We start from the raw sequence: 18,473 nt of genomic DNA on the forward strand, positions 1-18,473 counted from the left end.
TTCTCCTCGTGGATCGGTGCAGAGCGCGGATCGGAGGTGTAGCCGGGTCGAACTAGCCCTGAGTCTGCTGCCCAGCAACCGCGATATCAAGCACCGGTCCAGCCCGGATGCCGAAACAACACAGCCCCGCAATCCGGTAGCGGATTGCGGGGCCGTGTGTTTCAGTCGCGGATCAGCCGACCGAAACCGGGTGTTTCACCGTTTCGGTGGTCTCGTTGCGCAGCTGCTCGAGCTTCGCACCTTCGACGTCGATATCGGGCACGATCCGGTCCAGCCACTTCGGCATCCACCACGCCCACTTGCCCATGATCACCAGCAGTGCTGGGACAACGACCATGCGGACGATGAACGCGTCGATCGCCACACCGGCGGCCAGCGCGAAACCGAACGACTTGGCGGTGACGTCGGTTTCCATGATGAAGGAACCGAACACCGAGATCATGATGATCGCGGCCGAGGTCACCACGCGCGCGCCGTGGTGGTAGCCGGAGACCATCGCGTCCTTGGGTGATTTGCCGTGCACGAATTCCTCGCGCATGCGGGTCACCAGGAACACCTGGTAGTCCATCGCCAAGCCGAATACCAAGCCGATCAACATGATCGGCAGGAAGCTGACCAGCGGTTGCGGATCCGAGATCAGGCCGAACGCGCCCTCCTGGAAGATCAGCACGGTCGCACCGAAGGTGGCCGCCATCGACAACAGGAAGCCGAGCGCCGCGGTGAGCGGGACCAGGATCGAGCGGAACACCAGGATCAGCAGGATGAACGCGGCACCGGCCACGATCGCCAGGTACGGCAGGATCTTGCTGAGCAGCACATGGTCGACATCGGCGTAGATGGCGGTGGTGCCGGTGATGCCGTACGCCATGCCGTACTTCGCGTTCAGATCCGCTTCCGCGCCACGTGCTTCGGCGACCAGGTCCTTGGTGTCCTGGTTGTTCGGACCGGACTTCGGGACACCGTTGAGCATGGCGCCCTGGTTGTCCTTGCTCCACACCGGCTCGGTGACGTAATCCATGCCTTCGTAGGACTGGAGCTTGGCACGCAGCGCACCGACCGCGGCCTCACGCTCGGCCTCGGGCGTCGCACTCAAGTCCGCGGCGACCATGAGCACACCGTTGCTGCCTTCGCCGAAGCCTTCGGTCCGCAGGTCGTAGGCCTTACGGATGGTGGAGGTCTGCGGCATGCTGTCGTCACCGGGCAGGCCCAGGTTCAGACCGGCGGCGGGCGCGGCGAGCGCACCGAGCACGACCACCGACAGGACCAGCGCGACCCACGGGGCCTTGGCGATCAGCTTGGCGAAACGCTGACCGTTGGTGACCGAGGTTTCGTCCTCGGGGTCGTGCTGGGCCACGAGCGGCAGCTTCGGCTTGAACAGCGACTTGCCGAAGGCGCCCATCAGCGCCGGCATCAGGGTGACGGCGGTGAGCACGGCGAACGCGGCGGCGATGGCGCCACCCAGACCCATGAAGGTCAGGAACTCCACGCCGACGATGCCGAGCGCGCCCAGCGCGATGATGACGGTGAGACCGGCGAACACCACGGCCGAACCGGCGGTGCCGAGCGCGGTGCCCGCGGCTTCCTCGGCCGAATCACGCACGGCCAGTTCGTGTTTGTACCGGGAGACGATGAACAGCGCGTAGTCGATCGACAGCGCGATACCGATCATCGAGGCCAGGAAGGTGGTGAAGCCGGGCACCTCCATCACCGAGGTACCGAGCATGATCAGCGAGGTCGCCGCGCCGAGGCCGACGATGGCGGTGATGATGGGCACGACCGCGGCGACGATGGCGCCGAAGGCCACCACCATCACGATCAGCGCGACACCCATGCCGATCAGTTCGGACTTGCCGCTCGGCTGTTCCTGCTTCATCGCGATCGAGCCGCTGAGCTCGACGGTCAGCCCGGAGTTGCGGGCTTCGGCGCCGACCTCGAAGGCCGCATCGCGATCGGCGTCGGTCACGTCGGTGACCGCCTTGATGGTGAACGGGACGCTGAGCACGCCGACGGTGTCGGGTGCGGTCTCGTTCAGCACATTGAGCGGGGCAGACGAGCACTTCGACGGGTCCGGGCTGGCGAGGCAGCCCATCTCGTCGGTGGCCGCGACCGGGCTGATCAGCTTCTTCTCGTGATCGACGATCGACAGGTCGCCGAGCCTGGCGATGAACGCGTCGATCGCGGCCCGGTTGGCCGGGTCGGTGAGCTTCTGGCCCTCCGGGGCGCCGATCACGTAGGTGCCGGTGACGGCATCCATCGAGAACTGCTCCGACATGCCTTCGAAGTGCTTGTCGAGGATTTCGTTGGCCCGGGCCGACGGGAGCTCGGGCATGCTGAAGTCGTTGGACATCGGCTTGCTCAGGGTGGCGCCGAGGCCGCCGAGCAGCACGAACAGCAGTAGCCAGACCGGCAGGACAATCCATTTACGGCGGAAAGCGAACTTTCCCCATCTGTACAGGTATACGGACACGCGGGTGCTCCTAGCGCGAAGAACGGGTGGGTGGCATGGCTCGTAGACAGCACTCGCGGGCCACCCCTGCGGGACCCGCCTCCACAACATCGTTTTCTGCCTACCGTGCGGTAGGTAGACTACCTAGTGGATAAGTGGAGGAGCAACCTCAATATTGGGGGCTCCGGATGCGTCACACCTGATCATGGGAGGATTGCCGCCATGCCCGCCCGAGACATCGCCGACACCGTCACCGCAGGTGGAGGTACCAAACAGGCGATCCGCGATGCCGCGGTGGCGCTGTTCGCCGCCAAGGGTTTCGAACAGACGAGCCTGCGCGAGGTGGCGGATGTGGTGGGAATCACGAAGGCTTCGCTCTATTACCACTACGCGTCGAAGCTCGATCTGCTCCTCGCGATCATCGATCCGATCATCGATCACATGCGCGACATCATCGAGGACATCGACGCGGTGCCCTACAACGACGAGGGTATCCGCGCGGTCCTGCGCACCTATCTACGCGGCATGATCCGTCACCGCGACGCGGGCGCGCTCTGCGTGCGCGACACCGCGGCCATCGTCAACGCCATCGCCGACCGCTACCCCGACCTGATGGAACCCAACCGTGAACTGCGGCTGTGGCTGGCCGGGCCCGACCCGACCCAGGGCTCGACGCTGCGTGCCGCCGCGGCCATCGAGGTGCTCGGGGTGGCGCTGCTGTCCTCGGAGCTGGCACCGGGCACCACCGACGAGGTGGTCGAGAAGACTCTGCTCGACGCGGCAACCTGCGTACTGACCGCGGGCGGCACCGCGTAAGTTCGACACCGTGCATATCACCGCCAGGGTCGATTACGCGGTGCGAACGCTGCTCGAGCTCGCCGCGGCCGATGGAGTCGTCAAGTCCGAGGCCATCGCCGCCGCCGCGCAGATCCCACCGAAGGTGCTCGAGACGGTGCTGGCCGAACTGCGTCGCGCCGAGCTCGTACTGAGCAGGCGCGGGCCCGACGGCGGGTATCGCCTCGGCAGGCCCGCGACGGAGATCTCGGTGGCCGATGTGATCCGCGCGGTGGAGTCGCCGCTGGCATCGGTGCGCGGGCAGCGGCCCGAGGATGTGCGGTATCCCGGTGCGGCGGAACCCTTGCAGCAGGTGTGGATCGCGCTGCGGGTCAATATCCGGGCCGTGCTGGAGAATGTCTCCATCGCCGATATCGCCGCGGACCGGCTGCCCGGTTTCATCGATGAGCTGGTCGCCGACCCCGGCGCGTGGGCACGTCGCGAGCCGCGCACACCCGCCGGCGCCTGAGTTATCCACAGGCTGAGAGTTATCCACAGCGTGGGTAAAAGTGCTCGGCGCTGGTCACCCGCGCGCTGTAGCCTTCGACCATCATGTTGATCACCCTGCTGCGGACCTACCTGGCCCCGTACCGCGCCCAGCTGGCGGGTGTCCTCGTACTCCAGCTGATCTCGGTTATCGCGATGCTCTACCTGCCCAGTCTCAACGCCGACCTGATCGACGACGGTGTCACCAAGGGCGACATCGGTTTCATCTGGACCACCGGTCTGTGGATGCTGGCGGTGAGCTGCGTGCAGATCGTGGCCTCGTCGGCGTCGGTGTATTTCGGCGCGCAGGCGGCGATGGGTGCCGGTCGGGATATGCGCGGTGGCGTGCTGCACCGGGTGGAGACGTTCTCGGCCAGGGAGGTCGGGATGTTCGGCGCGCCGTCGCTGATCACCCGCTCGACCAACGACATCCAGCAGGTCCAGCTGCTCATCGTGATGTCGGTGACGATCCTGGTGATGGCGCCGATCATGTGCGTCGGCGGCGTGATCATGGCGGTGCGGGAAGATCTCGGGCTCTCGTGGTTGCTGTTGATCGCGGTGCCCGCACTCGCCATCTCCATGGGCACGATCGTGGCCAGGATGGTGCCGGGGTTCCGGCAGATGCAGGAACGTATCGACGGGGTCAACCGGGTGTTGCGCGAGCAGATCACCGGCATCAGGGTGGTGCGCGCGTTCGTGCGTGAGCGGCAGGAGATCTGGCGCTTCGGGATGGCCAACACCGCGCTCACCGACGCCTCGCTGCGCGTGGGCAAGCTGATGGCGCTGATGTTCCCGACCGTGATGTTGATCAGCAATCTGACCGCCGTCGGGGTGATCTGGTTCGGCGGTCACCATGTGGACGAGGGCACGATGCAGATCGGCTCGCTCACCGCGATGCTGTCCTATGTCATGCAGATCCTGATGGCCGTCATGATGGCCTCGTTCCTGGCGATGATGGCTCCGCGTGCGGCCGTCTCCGCCGATCGGATCGGCGCGGTGCTCGAGACCGAGTCCTCGGTCCGCCCGCCGCGGCTGCCGCAGGTGTTCAAGGGCGACCCGGCCACGGTCGACCTGCAGTTCGCGGAATTCGCCTTCCCCGGCGCGGAGAAGCCGGTGTTGCGCGGAATCCGATTCCAGGTCACGCCCGGTACCACCACTGCCATCGTCGGTTCGACCGGCGCGGGCAAGACCACGCTGATCAACCTGATCCCGCGCCTGATCGATGTCACCGACGGCGCGGTCTATCTCGGCGGCACCGATGTGCGCCACCTCGACCTCGAACTCCTGCGCGGTGGCATCGGATTGGTGCCGCAGAAGGCCTACCTGTTCTCCGGCACCGTCGCGACCAACCTGCGCTACGGCAAGCCAGAGGCCACCGACGAAGAGCTCTGGCACGCGCTCGAGGTCGCCCAGGCCGCCGATTTCGTGCGTGAGATGCCGCAGGGTCTGGACACTCCGGTCGCTCAGGGCGGCACCACGGTGTCGGGCGGTCAGCGCCAGCGGCTGTGTATCGCCCGCGCGCTGGTACGCAAGCCGCGCATCTACCTGTTCGACGATTCGTTCTCCGCGCTCGATGTCGCCACCGACGCCCGGCTGCGCGCCGCGCTGAAGCCCGAGACCGCCGACGCCTCGGTGATCATCGTGGCCCAGCGGATCCAGACCATTCGCGATGCCGACCAGATCGTCGTCCTCGAAGACGGCGCGATGGCGGGGATCGGCACCCATGACCAATTGATGCAGCGCTGCTCGGAGTACCGCGAGATCGTCGAGTCCCAGCTGAGCGTGGAGGAAGCCCGATGAGGCCAGGTGGACCCGTACCCGGAGCTCCGGGTACGAAGGCCAAGTCGTTCCGTCCGTCGCTCAAGCGACTGGTGGGCAGGCTGGCTCCCGAGAAGTTCACCGTCGGGGTGATCGTCGGGCTGGTGATCACGTCTGTGGTGCTCAATACGCTCGGCCCGTATCTGCTCGGCAAGGCGACGAACCTGGTGTTCGACGGTTTCGTCGGTAAGCAGCTCGAACCCGGACTCACCAAGGACCAGACCGTCGAGCTGCTGCGCAGGCAGGGCGAGAACACCCGCGCCGACATGCTCTCGGCGATGAACGTCATCCCGGGTACCGGCATCGACTTCGACGCCGTCGGCCGCGTGCTGATGCTCGTGCTCGCGCTGTATGTGGCCGCCGCGGTATTCGGCTGGCTGCAGGGTTATCTGCTCAATATCGCCATCAACCGGACCGTGAAGCGGTTGCGCGACGAGGTGGAGCAGAAGCTGCACCGGCTGCCGCTGCGCTACTTCGACACCTCACCGCGCGGTGACGTGCTCAGCCGCGTCACCAACGACGTCGACAATGTCTCGCAGAGCTTGCAGCAGACGATGAGTCAGCTGCTGGTCTCGGTGTTCTCCGTGATCGGCATCCTGATCATGATGTTCTGGATCTCGCCGCTGCTGGCGCTGATCGCGCTGCTCACCGTGCCCGCCGCCATCGTGGTCACCGCGCAGATCGCCAAGCGATCCAAGCCGCACTTCGTCAACCAGTGGAAATTCACCGGTGAGGTGAACTCCTCGGTGGAAGAGGCCTACACCGGCCACGAGATCATCACCGCGTTCGGTCGCGGGCGCGAGGTCGGCGAGGAATTCGATCAGCGCAACCAGAAGCTCTACGACGCGAGCTTCAAGGCGCAGTTCATCTCCGGCCTGATCATGCCGGCCATCATGTTCCTCGGGAACGTGAACTTCGTGTTCATCGCGCTGGTCGGCGGGCTGCGGGTGGCCACCGGCAACCTGTCGCTCGGTGATGTGCAGGCGTTCATCCAGTACTCGCGCCAGTTCAGTCAGCCGCTCACCCAGATCGGTGCGATGGCGAACCTGCTGCAGTCCGGCGTCGCCTCGGCGGAGCGGATCTTCGAGATCCTCGATGCCGAGGAGCAGAGTCCCGATCCGCTGGTCGAGAACTCGCGTCCGGTGGATCGCGGGCGGGTGGAATTCGAGGCGGTGTCCTTCGGCTACGACCCGGAGACGCCTGTCATCGAGCGGCTTTCGCTGGTCGCCGATCCCGGTCATGTGGTCGCCATCGTGGGCCCGACCGGCGCGGGCAAGACCACGCTGGTGAACCTGCTGATGCGCTTCTACGAACTCGACGCGGGCACCATCGCGATCGATGACGTCGACATCACCACCATCACCCGCGACCACCTGCGCTCGCGCATCGGCATGGTGTTGCAGGACACCTGGCTGTTCAAGGGCACCATCCGCGAGAACATCGCCTACGGCAACCCGACGGCATCGGAGGCCGACATCCAGGCCGCGGCCCGCGCTGCCTACGTCGACCGGTTCGTGCACTCGCTGCCCAACGGCTACGACACGGTCATCGACGAAGAGGGCGGCGGGGTGAGCGCGGGCGAGAAGCAGCTGATCACGATCGCCCGCGCGTTCCTGGCCAAGCCGTCGATCCTGATCCTGGACGAGGCGACCAGCTCGGTCGACACCCGCACCGAGTCGCTGGTCCAGCACGCCACCGCGGCCCTGCGCCGCGATCGCACCAGCTTCGTGATCGCGCATCGGCTTTCGACGATTCGTGACGCGGATCTGATCGTCGTGATGGACAAGGGGCGCATCGTCGAACACGGCACCCACGACCGGCTGCTCGCCGAGCGCGGACCGTACTACAACCTGTACAACGCCCAGTTCGCGGCCGCCCAATAACACCCTGGCACGATGGGCCCGTGGCAGACAGCAGTGAGTTCTCCTTCGAAGTAGGCACCCGTCTCGACGGGGGCAGGCATGGCCGGACCGGGGTGATCTCCACCCCGCACGGTGAGATCGCCACGCCCGCTTTCATTCCGGTGGGGACGAAGGCTTCGGTGAAGGCCGTGCTGCCGGAGACGATGAAGGAGATCGGGGCACAGGCGCTGCTGGCCAATGCCTATCACCTGTACTTGCAGCCCGGCGCCGATGTCGTCGATGAGGCGGGTGGGCTCGGCAAGTTCATGAACTGGTCCGGGCCCACCTTCACCGACAGCGGCGGGTTCCAGGTGATGTCACTGGGGGTCGGGTTCAAGAAGGTCCTCGCGATGGAGGCCGTGGACATCCGGTCCGACCAGGTGATCGCGGCGGGCAAGGAGCGGCTGGCCACCGTCGACGACGACGGGGTCACCTTCCGTTCGCACCTGGACGGTTCCAAGCATCGCTTCACGCCCGAGGTGTCGATGGGGATCCAGCACGAGTTGGGGGCCGACATCATGTTCGCCTTCGACGAGCTGACCACGTTGATGAATACCCGTGGCTATCAGGAGAAGTCGTTGCAGCGCACGCACGAGTGGGCGCAGCGCTGCATCGACGAACACGAACGGCTCACCGCCGTCCGCGGTCATCGGCCGTATCAGGCGCTGTTCGCGGTGATCCAGGGCGCGCAGTACGAAGACCTGCGGCGCAAGGCTTGTCGTGAGCTGGAGACGATCCGGGGAAATGGCGGCACGGAATTCGACGGGTACGGCATCGGCGGAGCCCTGGAAAAGCACAATCTCGGCACGATCGTCGGGTGGTGCAGTGATGAGCTGCCCGAGGACAAGCCGCGTCACATGCTGGGGATCAGTGAGCCGGAGGACATGTTCACCGCGATCGAGAACGGCGCCGACACCTTCGACTGCGTCAATCCGTCGCGGGTGGCGCGCAACGCCGCGATCTATGTCGACGAGGGGCGCTTCAACATCAACACCGCCCGGTTCCGGCGGGACTTCACCCCGATCGACGAGAACTGCGACTGCTACACCTGCGCCCACTACACCCGCGCCTACCTGCATCACCTGTTCAAGGCCAAGGAAATGCTGTCGGCGACGCTGTGCACAATTCACAACGAGCGCTTCACGATTCGCCTCGTCGACCGGATCAGGGCCAGCATCGAGGGCGGGTATTTCGATGAGTTCAAGAAGGAGTTCTTGGGCCAGTGGCGGGGCCGGATCAAGGTGCCAGGGGAGTAGGGCTCTCCCGGGCCCTCCGGGTAGGGACACATAGGTGTTGCCCTACCCGGGCGGGTCGACGGCTAGTCGTGCAGCGCGTCCAGTTTCGCGGGGGCGTAGGTCGGTTCGGTCTTCTTGAGGATCGCGATGACGCGGTAGGTGATCGGCAGCACCAGGATCTCGCACAGGGTCTTCCAGAGGAAGCCGACGATGACGAAGTTGATGAACGACTGCCAGGTGTCGATGCCGATGGCGGTGGCGGCGATCGAGCAGAAGATCAGGGTGTCGGCGAACTCGCCGACGACGGTGGAGCCGATCAGGCGAGCCCACAGGTGCTTTTCCTTGGTGCGTTCTTTGATAAGCACCAACGTGACCGAGTTCAGCAGCTGGCCGACGAAGTAGCCGGCGAGGCCTGCCAGCACCAGCTGGGGGGTGGTGCCGAGGACCGTACGGAAGGCTTCCTGGTTTTCGTAGAACCCGGCGGCGGGGAGCCGGATGGCCACGGCGAAGCAGGCGACGGTCAGCAGCAGCGCGGCGAAACCGGTGTAGATGGCATGGCGGGTGGCGCGGAAGCCGTAGACCTCGCTGAGCACGTCGCCGAGGATGTAGGCCAGCGGGAACAGGAAGAAGGCGCCGTCGGTCGCGATCGGCAGGACCTGGATCGGGCCGAGCATCACCGAACTGTCGGTGAAGAACTCCACACCCTTGGTGGCGCAGATATTGGAGATGATCAGCGTCGCGGTGAACATGGCGACGATTACCGGATAGAACCCCCGCGCAACCTGGGCGAATGCCGCATGGTCCGGCGCGGGGTGCCCAGATTCAGCTGGTTTGTCGAGCGAGTTTGTATCAGTCACGGCGCTTATTCTCCCAAGGAAGCGATGCGTCACGATGGCTGGTTGTGGAATACGCTGTCGTTATGACGAATCCCGGCGATTCCGACGAGTGGTGGAAGCAGTACGGCGGCTCCGGCGTGTCGCCGGAGTCCGGCGCGCCGGGTTCGGTGCCGCAGCATCCGACCGCCCAGCCGCCGCAGCCTCCCAATTACCCGTCGTCGCCGCAGTATCCCCAGCAGCCGGCGCCGCCACCCTCGCAGCCGCAGTACCCGCAGCAGCCACCGTCGCAGCCGCAGTACCAGCAGCCCAATCAGCCGCAGTATCCGCAGCAGCCGCCCGCTTACGGGCAGCCGCCTGCCTACGGCGGTTATCCGGCCGCGGGTGCCTACCAGCCGTACGGGCAGTACCCGCAGCCGCAGGGCACCAACGGGCTGGCGATCGGCGCGCTGGTCTCCTCGCTGATCGGCCTGTGCAGCTGTGGCATCGGCGCGATCGTGGGCATCATCCTCGGCGTGATGGCGCTCAACCAGATCAAGGAGCGCGGCGGCGAAGGTAAGGGCATGGCGCAGGCAGGCATCTGGATCGGTGTCGCCGCGATCGTGGGCTGGACGCTCTACATTCTCTTCTTCGTCGTGCTCGGGATCGCCGGTGGACTGGATTCGTCCACGACCTACTGACCTCGAACGAAACAGGGGCGCTTCCGGATTCCGGAAGCGCCCCTGTTGTTTTCGTCAGGTGAAGGGAATCAGCCCTTGACGACCTGCGTGCCGCCGGCGAACTTGTCGTGCCAGCCCTGCTTGTTCGGGTCGTTGCTGATCGTGACCATGATGTAGATCGCCAGGCCGAGGCTGACGAGCCCGCCGACGCAGGGGATCAGGCCGACGATGGTGAACAGGTTGCGCTTGAGAGACTGCTCAGGCGTCAGGCTCGGCGCACCACCGGGGGCGAGCACGCGCAGGCCGAGGATCTTCTTGCCCAGAGTCTGACCCTGCTGCGTGACCTCCATGGCCACGAAGTAGCCGTAGACGGCGAGCGAGAAGACCAGACTGGTGATGATCTGGCCACCGGTGCCGCTGCCGACGATGAGGCCGAGAACGATCGCGGCGGGGATACCGATGATCAGGTAGTCGATCACACGCGCACCGATCCGGATCCCCAGATCCGCGGGCTGCACGCCGCCGAAGTTCTGCTGCTGACCGTACCCACCCTGCGGGTAAGCCTGCTGCTGACCGTACGGGTCCTGCCCGTAGGCCGGCTGCTGCTGGCCGTAGGGGTCCGGCTGGCCGTAACCGGGCTGGGGTGCGCCGCCGTGTCCGGGCTGGCCGTACGGCTGCTGCTGGCCGTAGCCGGGCTGCGGCTGCTGCTGGCCGTAGGGGTCCTGGCCGTAGCCGCCGGGCTGACCGCCCTGCGGGTACTGGTTGGGGTCGTAACCACCGCTGGTCATAATCTCAGTCCTCGTTTTGATCTTCTAGATCGGTCAATGCGTACGTTACGGACATCCCTCTGGTCGGAACAACCCGATAGGCTCGAGTATCCACGGTTTCTCAGGGATGCGTGCGGGGTCGAAAACTTCGCGTAGCTCGGCAGTAGTCCGTGCGGAATATCCGAGTGACTCCGCGATCGCCGCCACTACGTCCCCGGGTGTGTGACCCAGGGCACGTTGGTCCGAAAGGCTCACGGCCCCATCACGTTTGGCAAGCCGCTTGCCCTCTTCGTTGAGTACGAGAGGTACGTGGGCGTAGGTCGGGGCGGTGAGTCCGAGCAGCTCCGCGAGATAGGCCTGGCGCGGGGTGGACGGTAGTAGGTCGTCACCGCGAACCACCTGGTCAACGCCTTGGGCGGCATCGTCGACCACGACGGTGAGGTTGTAGGCGGGAATACCGTCGCCGCGGCGCAGCACCAAATCGTCGACGGCGCCCCGATATCGGCCGTGCAGCAGATCGGTGATCTCGTACTCGGTCACCTCGGCGCGCAATCGCACTGCGCCGGTGCGTCCTTCGGCCCGCTTGGTCGCGCGCTCTTCTCGGCTCAGCCGGCGGCAGGTGCCGGGGTAGGCGCCCATCGGCCCGTGTGGCGCCGTGGCGGCCTGCTGGATTTCGCGTCTGGTGCAGAAACATTCATAGGTGCGCCCGGCGGCGGTCAGTTCGGCGACGGCGGCCGCGTAGGCCGGCAGCCGGTCGGATTGGTAGACCACCGGACCGTCCCAATCGATGCCGATCGCGGCGAGGTCGTCGAGCTGGCGCTCGGCGGCGCCCGGCCGGACCCGGTCCAGATCGTCGACCCGCATCAGGAACTCGCGCCCCGAGGTTCGCGCGAAAAGCCAGGCGAGCACCGCGGTACGCAGGTTTCCCACGTGCAGCTCGCCCGAAGGGCTCGGCGCGTAGCGGCCCGCGCCTCGACTCGTTGGCACGCCTCGATCCTAGGTGGGCTCTCGGCACAGCCGCGTCCGCAGCCGTTCCTCGGCGATGGCGTCACCGGTATCGAGCGCGACGAGCAGCTCCTGCGCGTGCGCGATGAGCCCGGCACGGTCGACATCGTGCTGCTGGGCATTCGCCGGATACGACCCGAGCCGCTCACTCGCGCGGCGCAGCAGAGTACCCGCGCCTTTGGCGTTGCCCCGCTGGATGTGGGTGAGGCCGACGGCGTATTGAGCCAGCCCCTGCCAGAGCATCCGCTCGGCAACCGGCCCGTTCTTCCATGCGGCCTCCAATACCTCGTGGGCATTGAATGCCAATCCGTCGTCCAGCAGTTGCTGAGCGAAGGTGAGAGTTTGCTGGGGCCCGAGCTCGAGATCGTCGGGAATTCGGGCGACTCCGGCACTGCCGGGAGGCAGCGGTCGGCCGAGTCGGTCGCGGGGGCGGTCGTTACGGGCACGACCTGCGGTGTCACGGTCACGGGAGATCATTCCCCCATGATCCACGCCTGCCCTCGATGGTGCGCATGTGACTGCTGAGGCACTCGAGAAATTGACGTATCACGGACCAATCACATGGAAGTAAATCGGGATGTGTCAACCGGATCCGGAATGGGTAAGAGGCCTGGCAATGCCTCCGCAAACGTGAAGCTTCGCAAGCTTGGCAAAACGATATGGGAAAGCAAATTCTCTTCCGCAACATTGCGGAAGACCTGCTAGTGTTTCTTCCGCGGGGGCAGCCCCCGGAGGCGGAAACGCCTCGATGCGCTGGTTCGTGCCGGTCGGTTGCGCGCGCCGTGTGGCAGTGCCTTGTGTGCCACGAAGTAACTCATCGGTCGCGCCGGATTTCGGAATGTTGCAACGATTCCAGGAGTTATCCCTTCTTCTCGATGAACAAAGGAGCAAGTGCCGTGGAAGTTGATGTGACCGACGCTGTGTGGCGGAAGAGCACCTACAGCGGACCCGATGGGAACTGCGTCGAAGTAGCCTTTCTCGCCGGCGGCGATATTGCCGTTCGCGACACCAAGGATCGCGGTCGCGGACCCGTGCTGGCCTTCGGTCCGAGGCAGTGGCGAGCCTTTCTCGCCGATGTCACCGCGGGAGAGTTCGCGCGCGGCTGAGCCGCCACATGCATCTCGAATGGGCAATACCGGCCCCGAGTCGAGCGGACTCGGGGCCTTCTCAGTGACCTCGGCGGGTTGGCCTATCGTGGCCGGATGACCACGATGGCCGCGCGCGACGCGACGATGTTCTGGCTGTCGCGCCGCACCACCAACGATGTGTTCCTGCTCTACTCTTTCGCCGAAACCGATACCGCCACTGACGAACTCCGTGCTTTCGTCGCCGCGCGTGTCGCACGCATTCCGGATCTGCGGATCCGGTTACAGGAGATACCGGGCGATCTCGGCTATCCGCGCTGGATTCCGGCCGAATTCACGTCCCAGCAATTCGTGCACCATCGGCCGGACGGCCTGTCATGGCACGCGCTGCTCGCGGATCTGGGCGAACTCCTGGGAACCGGCGTCGTCGCGACCGAATATCCCTGGCGCATCCACGTTTTCCGGGCGGTCCACGCTGCGCCGAGGTCGGCGGGGCCCGTTGTGGTGGTGGTGCTGCAGCTTTCGCACGCGCTCGCCGACGGCACCCGTGCCGCCGCTATCGCACGAGCGCTCTTCGGGACAGTTGTGGATGACGCTGTTGTCCACAGCACACCCGGTGCGCCTGTGGACAACTCGGCATATCACCCGGTCGGACCTGCTAAAACTCCCACACATCCTGTGGATTCCTGTGGACAACCCTGTGGATGGATTGCCCGCCGGGTAGATCCGAGAGTGCTTGGAGTGCTGCGCTTTCCCGGTCAGCTGGCCACCACGGCCTGGCGCGGGCGGGCCGCATACCTGGCACAGCGGGAATTGGCGGACCGGACGGCCGAGGGTGAGGTACCCGCGGCCGCAACCGGATTCGCACCGTGCGCGCTGAACCCGGCCGCCGCGGTCATCGACCACACGGTGCGAATGCTGGTCGTCGATGTGGACGACCTCCGCATTCCGGGCAAAACTGTCACTGTTGTTGCATTGACGGCGATTTCGCGTGCGCTGGCCGACTACCTCGCCGAGCGCGGCGAGCGGCCGGAACGGCTGGGGACGGCCCTGCCGATGGCACTTCCGGCACCGAGCCCGGCGCGCAACAACTACCGCGGACTGTCCATCGACCTGCATATCAACGAACCCGACCTGCGCATTCGCGCGAATCTCATCGCCGATGAACTCGCCGCCCGGCGCGAACGAGCGCTGAATCCGCTGCTTTCCGCACAGGATCGAGTCGGTGAGGTGGTCCCCGCTGTCCTGGCGGTACGCGATGTCGACCGTGCCGACCTGGACAACGTTCCCGCGACGCTCGACGGCAACACCGTTGTCTCCAGCGTCTACCGCGGTCCGGGTGACCTCGCCTTCGCAGGGGCCCCGGTCCTGTTCACCGGCGGTTTCCCCGCCCTCGGCAGCGTCATGCACCTGACCCACGGCGTCCACGGAATCGGTGAAACCATCACACTGTCAGTGCATTCCGATCCGCGGGTAGTGCCCGATCCCGACCGCTACCTGCAACTGCTCGCCGAGTCACTCGACGCGGTGGTCGCCGCGCACCGCTGATCCGCGCCCGGTTTCACCGAATTCGGCCGGGGCCGGTGCTGTTTCCCGCCCGGTTCAGCTCGGCACCCACCGCCAGTAGTGCCGAGTGCAACGCCGTCGCCGGATCTGTTCCAGCGGCTTCGCCCTCGATCACACCGTCGATCCGGAACGGGCAGAAGTACCCGGTTCCGCTGTCGCCCTGGTGCGGTCGCCCGATCTCGATGAGCGGGCCCTTTCGGTGTGCTGCGGCGATCGCCGTCGCGAGTGCCGCATCGGCGGCCCGCGGATCACGGCGATGAGCGACCGGCAGCGCGGGCGTCGATTGCGCGTGCACCCGCTCGTACCAGGCGATCACCTCGAAAGAGGCTGCTCGCGTGCCGGTTTCGTAGTGGCCGAGCGCCGCCCTGCTGTACGGAACGCGTGTGGCCAACGCGGCCAGCGACAATCCCGCCTCTTCCCGCAGTCGCCGCAACCGAGCTCCGACGATGCCGTTCCCCTGCTCGCCCCGACTGGACATGGACTCATCGTAGAGAACTGTAGACGTTTGTAGACGCTTTTTGCTGTCCAAAAGGTCTTGACGGCGACCATACTTTTCGTGGCGGCTTGGTGACCACAATACCGCGCCACTCGTGCAAGCACTGACTCGTTCGGAGGGGAACCGATGGAGATCTTTCTGTGGATTGCTGTGGGGCTGTTCGTGTTCGGGGCGCTGAGCCGCTACCTACTACTGCTGCCGCCCGAAGACCACGGGCGCCCGAGCGTCGCCGAGATCCGGCGGCGGCTTCAGGCCGAGCGCGAGGGGCCGGGCCACGACTCGACACTGCCGTCGGTGCGCAGCATTTCCGCCAGCAGCTTTTCGGCGTCGGACTTCTCCCGTGCGAGGACGCTCCAGCCGCGCACCAGACCGTCGGGGCCCGCCTTCGTCGTCCACGAGCCGACGGCGTGAGCACCCTGGGGATGGAGCGAGTAGTAGATGGTGCCCACCGGGAACGCGATATCCATACCGCGCACCCAGCCGGTGAGCGCCTCGCCCTCCCATACGCGCATCTCGCCACGCACCTGAGTGCCCGGATCCGACTCGGGCGCAGGCGATTCAGCGGCCGAGTCGAGCATCAGATGGTCGCCCTCGTGCCGGATGGTCACCGCCGCTACCTCGACCTCGTCCGGGTGGTTCGCCGGTTTCTGCCAGGCTGCCCACCAGTGACCCGCCAGGTCGACGCGGTTGTCCACGATGCCGGCCAGCTCCGCCAGCGAGACCTGCAACGCGTCGGCCAACCGGACCGCGACCGGCAGCGTCGGCGACTGCTCCTCGGACTCGTACCTGGTGATCTGGCGCGAGCTCACCCCGATCGCGGTGGCCAGCGCGGGCTGCGAGAGCCCGAGCAGCCTGCGCCGCTCCTGGATCACCTTCCCCGTCCCGGTGTTCATACAGTCATCGCCTCCATAGCCTGCCCCTCCCGTCACACCCTGCTGGACACATCCGCACCAGACCCGCCGCCATCGCGGGCGGGCACCCTCCGTCACGAAGAGCACTGGCGCGCCGCACATGCCGACTGTGTGGCCGATTCTTCCATTTCTTCGCTCCAGCAGGCCCGTTTCGTGCTGACTCAGCACAACGGATGCGGTCCGCGCTGTCTCCAGCACCTGGCAGCGACGGCTTACAGCACCGGATTGATCGACGACATCTGACCCTACGGCTCGACCTCGAACCTCGCCACGCGCTCCTCGCCGGCCGAATCCGGACCCGACACGTTGACGAACTGATTGCGAGACGGCGAAGGTCCTGCGATCGCCGTTACCGTCGAGGTATGAGTGCGGACCCCTTGGCGGAAGGCGACGGCGCCACTGTTCTCGAGCGCCCAGGTCTGCGCCATCGATGGTGGCGATTGCGCAGGCCGTTCGTGTTGCCGTCGCAGCGGGCCACCGCCGACAACATCGTCGCCGCGCCGACCCCGCTGCAACCGATCGACCTCGGCGACGACGCCGAGGTGTCGCAGGTACTCGACCTCGCGGTGCGGGTGGGTGAGGTGGTGCTGTCCGCGGGCACCGGTGTCGGTGACACCTCCGCGCAGGTCCGCTTCATCGCCTCGACCTACGGACTGAACAGCTGCGATATCGATGTCACCTTCGACGCGATCCGCATCTGGGCCGATCGCGGGCCCAGCCTGCCACCGGCCAGCGATATGCGCGTCGTGAAATACCGTTCGCTCGACTTCACGCGGTTGGCCGCGGTCGACCGGCTCACGCGCCGCATCCGCAGCCAGATCGTCCCCGTCGACCAGGCGCACGCCGCCCTCGACGAGCTGATCTCCTCGCGACACCCCTACCCGCGCTGGGTGTCGACGGCGGGCTGGTCGCTGCTGGCGGCGGCGATCGCGGTGCTGCTCGGTGGTGGGTTCGTCCTGGCCGCGATCAGTTTCGCGACCACAGCGGTGATCGATGTGGTGAACCGGTTCCTGCATCAGCTCGGGCTACCGATGTTCTTCCAGCACATGATCGGTGGTGTCATCGCCACCATCCCGGCCATCGCGCTCGCCTCGATCAGTGATCACTGGAGATCCGATGCGGCGCTGATCGTCGCCGCGGGCATCACGGTGCTGCTGTCGGGTCAGCAGTTGGTGGGTTCGGTGCAGGACGCCATCACCGGCGCGCCGATCACCGCGGCTGCCCGCATGCTCGAAGTGGTGATGATGACCGGCGGCATCGTCGCGGGCATCGGTCTCGCCCTGCGGATTTCGACGATGATGGGCATCGCGGTGCCGGAGATCGCGGCGAGTGCGGGCCGCGACACCGAGTATCTGGCGATCAAACTGGCGGCCGGTGCGGTCGCGGCGATCGCCTTCGCACTGGCCTGCTACGCCGAGCGGCGGGCGCTGTTCGCGGCCGGGCTCAGCGGTGCGGGCGGCACGATGGCCTTCCTCGGCGCGCAGGACATCGGCTTCGGGCCGGTGGTGTCGTCAGGGCTGGCGGCCATCCTGATCGGTCTCGCCGGTGGTCTGATGGCGCGTCGCGCGCTCACGCCGCCCTTGGTCGTCGCGGCGGCCGGTATCACGCCGCTGCTGCCGGGTCTGAAGGTGTATCGCGGGCTGTATGCCCTGCTCGAGGACGAAACGCTGCTCGGGTTCGGGCAGATCCTCGCTGCGTTCGGCGTCGGCTGCGCGCTGGCCGCGGGCGTCATCCTGGGTGAATGGTTCGACCGCTTGCTCAGTCGCCGCGGTGCGCCGCGCGACTTCGATCCGACCTACACCAGCGACCGATGAACTCCGACGAGCGTGCGTGCCTAGATCTGCACGAGGGTGCGTGGCCCGTCGGCCGCCGTTTCGGCGGGCGCCGGGTCCTGGACGCGCGGTTTGCCTGCCGCCCAGCGCATCTGGCTGCGGGCCGCGGGTGCCTCGGTGGCCGAGGGGATGACCAGCAGCGCGAGCGCGGCGCCGTTGCTGCCGACCACGTGCATGATGCGCGCGGCCTGTTCGTTGGCGGCTGTGCTGTCACCGGATTCGCTGGTGGTCCAGTCGAATCCGAGCCGCGCCAGCTTGCCGATCCGCGGTCCGACCGCGGTCACCAACTGGTGCAACTCGGTCATCGGCTGGTCGGTTCGCGGCCACCAGGCGCCGTCGATCGGCCCCGTGGTGGCTGTGCGGTCACGCAGCATCAGCCGGATCGGCCCGGACGCGTCGCGCCCGATGCTCGTTTCTGGTGATGTATTCACTTCGTTCTTGTACTTTCTGATTTCTGTGCGATCGAGACCGCTCGCGGCATCGACCGGCGCGGTCCGAAGACGGACCGGCGCGAAGGCTGGGTACCCACTGGGCTGTGTCGGCACGCACATTGATGTTGGGGCGGCGACGACGGCTGTGGGTGTGGTGGGGGTCTCCCG

Annotated in this window: 17 protein-coding genes; 9 read left to right on the plus strand and 8 right to left on the minus strand. The window is 66.3% G+C overall.

The genetic code is table 11. The features are described 5' to 3' along the window. Nucleotides 1-172 precede the first annotated feature (172 nt). Nucleotides 173-2,467, minus strand: a complete 2,295-nt coding sequence (locus tag ACFWPK_RS13520; protein ID WP_378915162.1) for an MMPL family transporter — start codon at nucleotides 2,465-2,467, stop codon at nucleotides 173-175. Between the two features lie 201 nt (nucleotides 2,468-2,668). Here ACFWPK_RS13520 and ACFWPK_RS13525 point away from each other — a divergent pair, with 201 nt between their 5' ends. The 5 genes from ACFWPK_RS13525 (at nucleotide 2,669) to tgt (ending at nucleotide 8,741) form a co-directional block, all read left to right on the plus strand. Further along, on the plus strand, nucleotides 2,669-3,262 hold the full coding sequence (locus ACFWPK_RS13525) for a TetR/AcrR family transcriptional regulator (RefSeq protein WP_378915164.1): 594 nt from the start codon (nucleotides 2,669-2,671) through the stop codon (nucleotides 3,260-3,262). Between the two features lie 10 nt (nucleotides 3,263-3,272). Beyond that, nucleotides 3,273-3,749: an RrF2 family transcriptional regulator gene (locus ACFWPK_RS13530; protein ID WP_378915166.1), complete on the plus strand. Its 477-nt coding sequence runs from the start codon at nucleotides 3,273-3,275 to the stop codon at nucleotides 3,747-3,749. 83 nt (nucleotides 3,750-3,832) lie between these two features. Next, nucleotides 3,833-5,566 carry an ABC transporter ATP-binding protein gene (locus ACFWPK_RS13535; protein WP_378915168.1) on the plus strand — a complete coding sequence of 578 codons (1,734 nt, stop codon included), beginning with the start codon at nucleotides 3,833-3,835 and terminating at the stop codon, nucleotides 5,564-5,566. Next, nucleotides 5,563-7,467 (plus strand): ABC transporter ATP-binding protein, encoded by a 1,905-nt coding sequence (locus tag ACFWPK_RS13540; RefSeq protein ID WP_378915171.1) that lies wholly within the window; start codon nucleotides 5,563-5,565, stop codon nucleotides 7,465-7,467. Before ACFWPK_RS13535 ends, ACFWPK_RS13540 begins: the two co-directional genes overlap by 4 nt. 20 nt (nucleotides 7,468-7,487) lie before the next feature. Continuing rightward, nucleotides 7,488-8,741: a tRNA guanosine(34) transglycosylase Tgt gene (gene tgt / locus ACFWPK_RS13545; RefSeq protein ID WP_378915173.1), complete on the plus strand. Its 1,254-nt coding sequence runs from the start codon at nucleotides 7,488-7,490 to the stop codon at nucleotides 8,739-8,741. A 62-nt stretch (nucleotides 8,742-8,803) separates the two neighbouring features. On the opposite strand, the gene ACFWPK_RS13550 is transcribed toward tgt, so the two are convergent. Beyond that, nucleotides 8,804-9,469, minus strand: coding sequence for a queuosine precursor transporter (locus ACFWPK_RS13550; protein WP_378915289.1), 666 nt, complete (start codon nucleotides 9,467-9,469; stop codon nucleotides 8,804-8,806). Between the two features lie 170 nt (nucleotides 9,470-9,639). On the opposite strand from ACFWPK_RS13550, the gene ACFWPK_RS13555 reads away from it, so the two are divergent. After that, on the plus strand, nucleotides 9,640-10,233 hold the full coding sequence (locus tag ACFWPK_RS13555; RefSeq protein ID WP_378915175.1) for a DUF4190 domain-containing protein: 594 nt from the start codon (nucleotides 9,640-9,642) through the stop codon (nucleotides 10,231-10,233). Between the two features lie 68 nt (nucleotides 10,234-10,301). Here ACFWPK_RS13555 and ACFWPK_RS13560 read toward each other — a convergent pair whose 3' ends face one another. Genes ACFWPK_RS13560 through ACFWPK_RS13570 form a run of 3 tightly spaced genes read right to left on the minus strand, consistent with a single transcriptional unit; the run spans nucleotide 10,302 to nucleotide 12,461 of the window. Next, nucleotides 10,302-11,000, minus strand: a complete 699-nt coding sequence (locus ACFWPK_RS13560) for an RDD family protein (protein WP_378915177.1) — start codon at nucleotides 10,998-11,000, stop codon at nucleotides 10,302-10,304. Between the two features lie 45 nt (nucleotides 11,001-11,045). Next, complete coding sequence (gene gluQRS / locus ACFWPK_RS13565; RefSeq protein ID WP_378915179.1) at nucleotides 11,046-11,966, minus strand: tRNA glutamyl-Q(34) synthetase GluQRS; 921 nt, start codon at nucleotides 11,964-11,966, stop codon at nucleotides 11,046-11,048. Between the two features lie 9 nt (nucleotides 11,967-11,975). Then, a complete protein-coding gene (locus tag ACFWPK_RS13570; RefSeq protein WP_378915181.1) occupies nucleotides 11,976-12,461 on the minus strand; it encodes a DUF309 domain-containing protein in 486 nt (161 codons plus the stop codon). A 419-nt stretch (nucleotides 12,462-12,880) separates the two neighbouring features. On the opposite strand from ACFWPK_RS13570, the gene ACFWPK_RS13575 reads away from it, so the two are divergent. After that, nucleotides 12,881-13,090 (plus strand): DUF397 domain-containing protein, encoded by a 210-nt coding sequence (locus ACFWPK_RS13575; RefSeq protein WP_378915183.1) that lies wholly within the window; start codon nucleotides 12,881-12,883, stop codon nucleotides 13,088-13,090. A gap of 96 nt (nucleotides 13,091-13,186) precedes the next feature. After that, nucleotides 13,187-14,617, plus strand: a complete 1,431-nt coding sequence (locus ACFWPK_RS13580; RefSeq protein ID WP_378915185.1) for a WS/DGAT domain-containing protein — start codon at nucleotides 13,187-13,189, stop codon at nucleotides 14,615-14,617. A 13-nt stretch (nucleotides 14,618-14,630) separates the two neighbouring features. Here the strand turns inward: ACFWPK_RS13580 and ACFWPK_RS13585 are convergent, their stop codons facing one another. Then, nucleotides 14,631-15,113, minus strand: coding sequence for a helix-turn-helix domain-containing protein (locus ACFWPK_RS13585; protein ID WP_378915187.1), 483 nt, complete (start codon nucleotides 15,111-15,113; stop codon nucleotides 14,631-14,633). Nucleotides 15,114-15,379: 266 nt separating this feature from the next. Then, nucleotides 15,380-16,024: a helix-turn-helix domain-containing protein gene (locus ACFWPK_RS13590; protein WP_378915189.1), complete on the minus strand. Its 645-nt coding sequence runs from the start codon at nucleotides 16,022-16,024 to the stop codon at nucleotides 15,380-15,382. Between the two features lie 380 nt (nucleotides 16,025-16,404). Here ACFWPK_RS13590 and ACFWPK_RS13595 point away from each other — a divergent pair, with 380 nt between their 5' ends. Continuing rightward, nucleotides 16,405-17,856, plus strand: coding sequence for a threonine/serine exporter ThrE family protein (locus tag ACFWPK_RS13595; RefSeq protein WP_378915191.1), 1,452 nt, complete (start codon nucleotides 16,405-16,407; stop codon nucleotides 17,854-17,856). A gap of 20 nt (nucleotides 17,857-17,876) precedes the next feature. Here the strand turns inward: ACFWPK_RS13595 and ACFWPK_RS13600 are convergent, their stop codons facing one another. Further along, on the minus strand, nucleotides 17,877-18,305 hold the full coding sequence (locus ACFWPK_RS13600) for a DUF5994 family protein (protein ID WP_378915193.1): 429 nt from the start codon (nucleotides 18,303-18,305) through the stop codon (nucleotides 17,877-17,879). Nucleotides 18,306-18,473: the final 168 nt, after the last annotated feature.

Origin of the sequence: Nocardia sp. NPDC058519, from assembly GCF_042719755.1 — a bacterium.
Taxonomy (GTDB): Bacteria; Actinomycetota; Actinomycetes; order Mycobacteriales; family Mycobacteriaceae; genus Nocardia.

What these genes read in the sequence shown, in the direction of transcription:
- ACFWPK_RS13525 (WP_378915164.1), top strand. Translation starts at nt 2,669, where the DNA reads ATGCCCGCCCGAGACATCGCCGACACCGTCACCGCAGGTGGAGGTACC.
- ACFWPK_RS13535 (WP_378915168.1), top strand. Translation starts at nt 3,833, where the DNA reads ATGTTGATCACCCTGCTGCGGACCTACCTGGCCCCGTACCGCGCCCAG.
- ACFWPK_RS13540 (WP_378915171.1), top strand. Translation starts at nt 5,563, where the DNA reads ATGAGGCCAGGTGGACCCGTACCCGGAGCTCCGGGTACGAAGGCCAAG.
- ACFWPK_RS13550 (WP_378915289.1), bottom strand. Translation starts at nt 9,469, where the DNA reads ATGTTCACCGCGACGCTGATCATCTCCAATATCTGCGCCACCAAGGGT.
- ACFWPK_RS13555 (WP_378915175.1), top strand. Translation starts at nt 9,640, where the DNA reads ATGACGAATCCCGGCGATTCCGACGAGTGGTGGAAGCAGTACGGCGGC.
- ACFWPK_RS13560 (WP_378915177.1), bottom strand. Translation starts at nt 11,000, where the DNA reads ATGACCAGCGGTGGTTACGACCCCAACCAGTACCCGCAGGGCGGTCAG.
- ACFWPK_RS13570 (WP_378915181.1), bottom strand. Translation starts at nt 12,461, where the DNA reads ATGATCTCCCGTGACCGTGACACCGCAGGTCGTGCCCGTAACGACCGC.
- ACFWPK_RS13580 (WP_378915185.1), top strand. Translation starts at nt 13,187, where the DNA reads ATGACCACGATGGCCGCGCGCGACGCGACGATGTTCTGGCTGTCGCGC.
- ACFWPK_RS13585 (WP_378915187.1), bottom strand. Translation starts at nt 15,113, where the DNA reads ATGTCCAGTCGGGGCGAGCAGGGGAACGGCATCGTCGGAGCTCGGTTG.
- ACFWPK_RS13590 (WP_378915189.1), bottom strand. Translation starts at nt 16,024, where the DNA reads ATGAACACCGGGACGGGGAAGGTGATCCAGGAGCGGCGCAGGCTGCTC.
- ACFWPK_RS13595 (WP_378915191.1), top strand. Translation starts at nt 16,405, where the DNA reads ATGAGTGCGGACCCCTTGGCGGAAGGCGACGGCGCCACTGTTCTCGAG.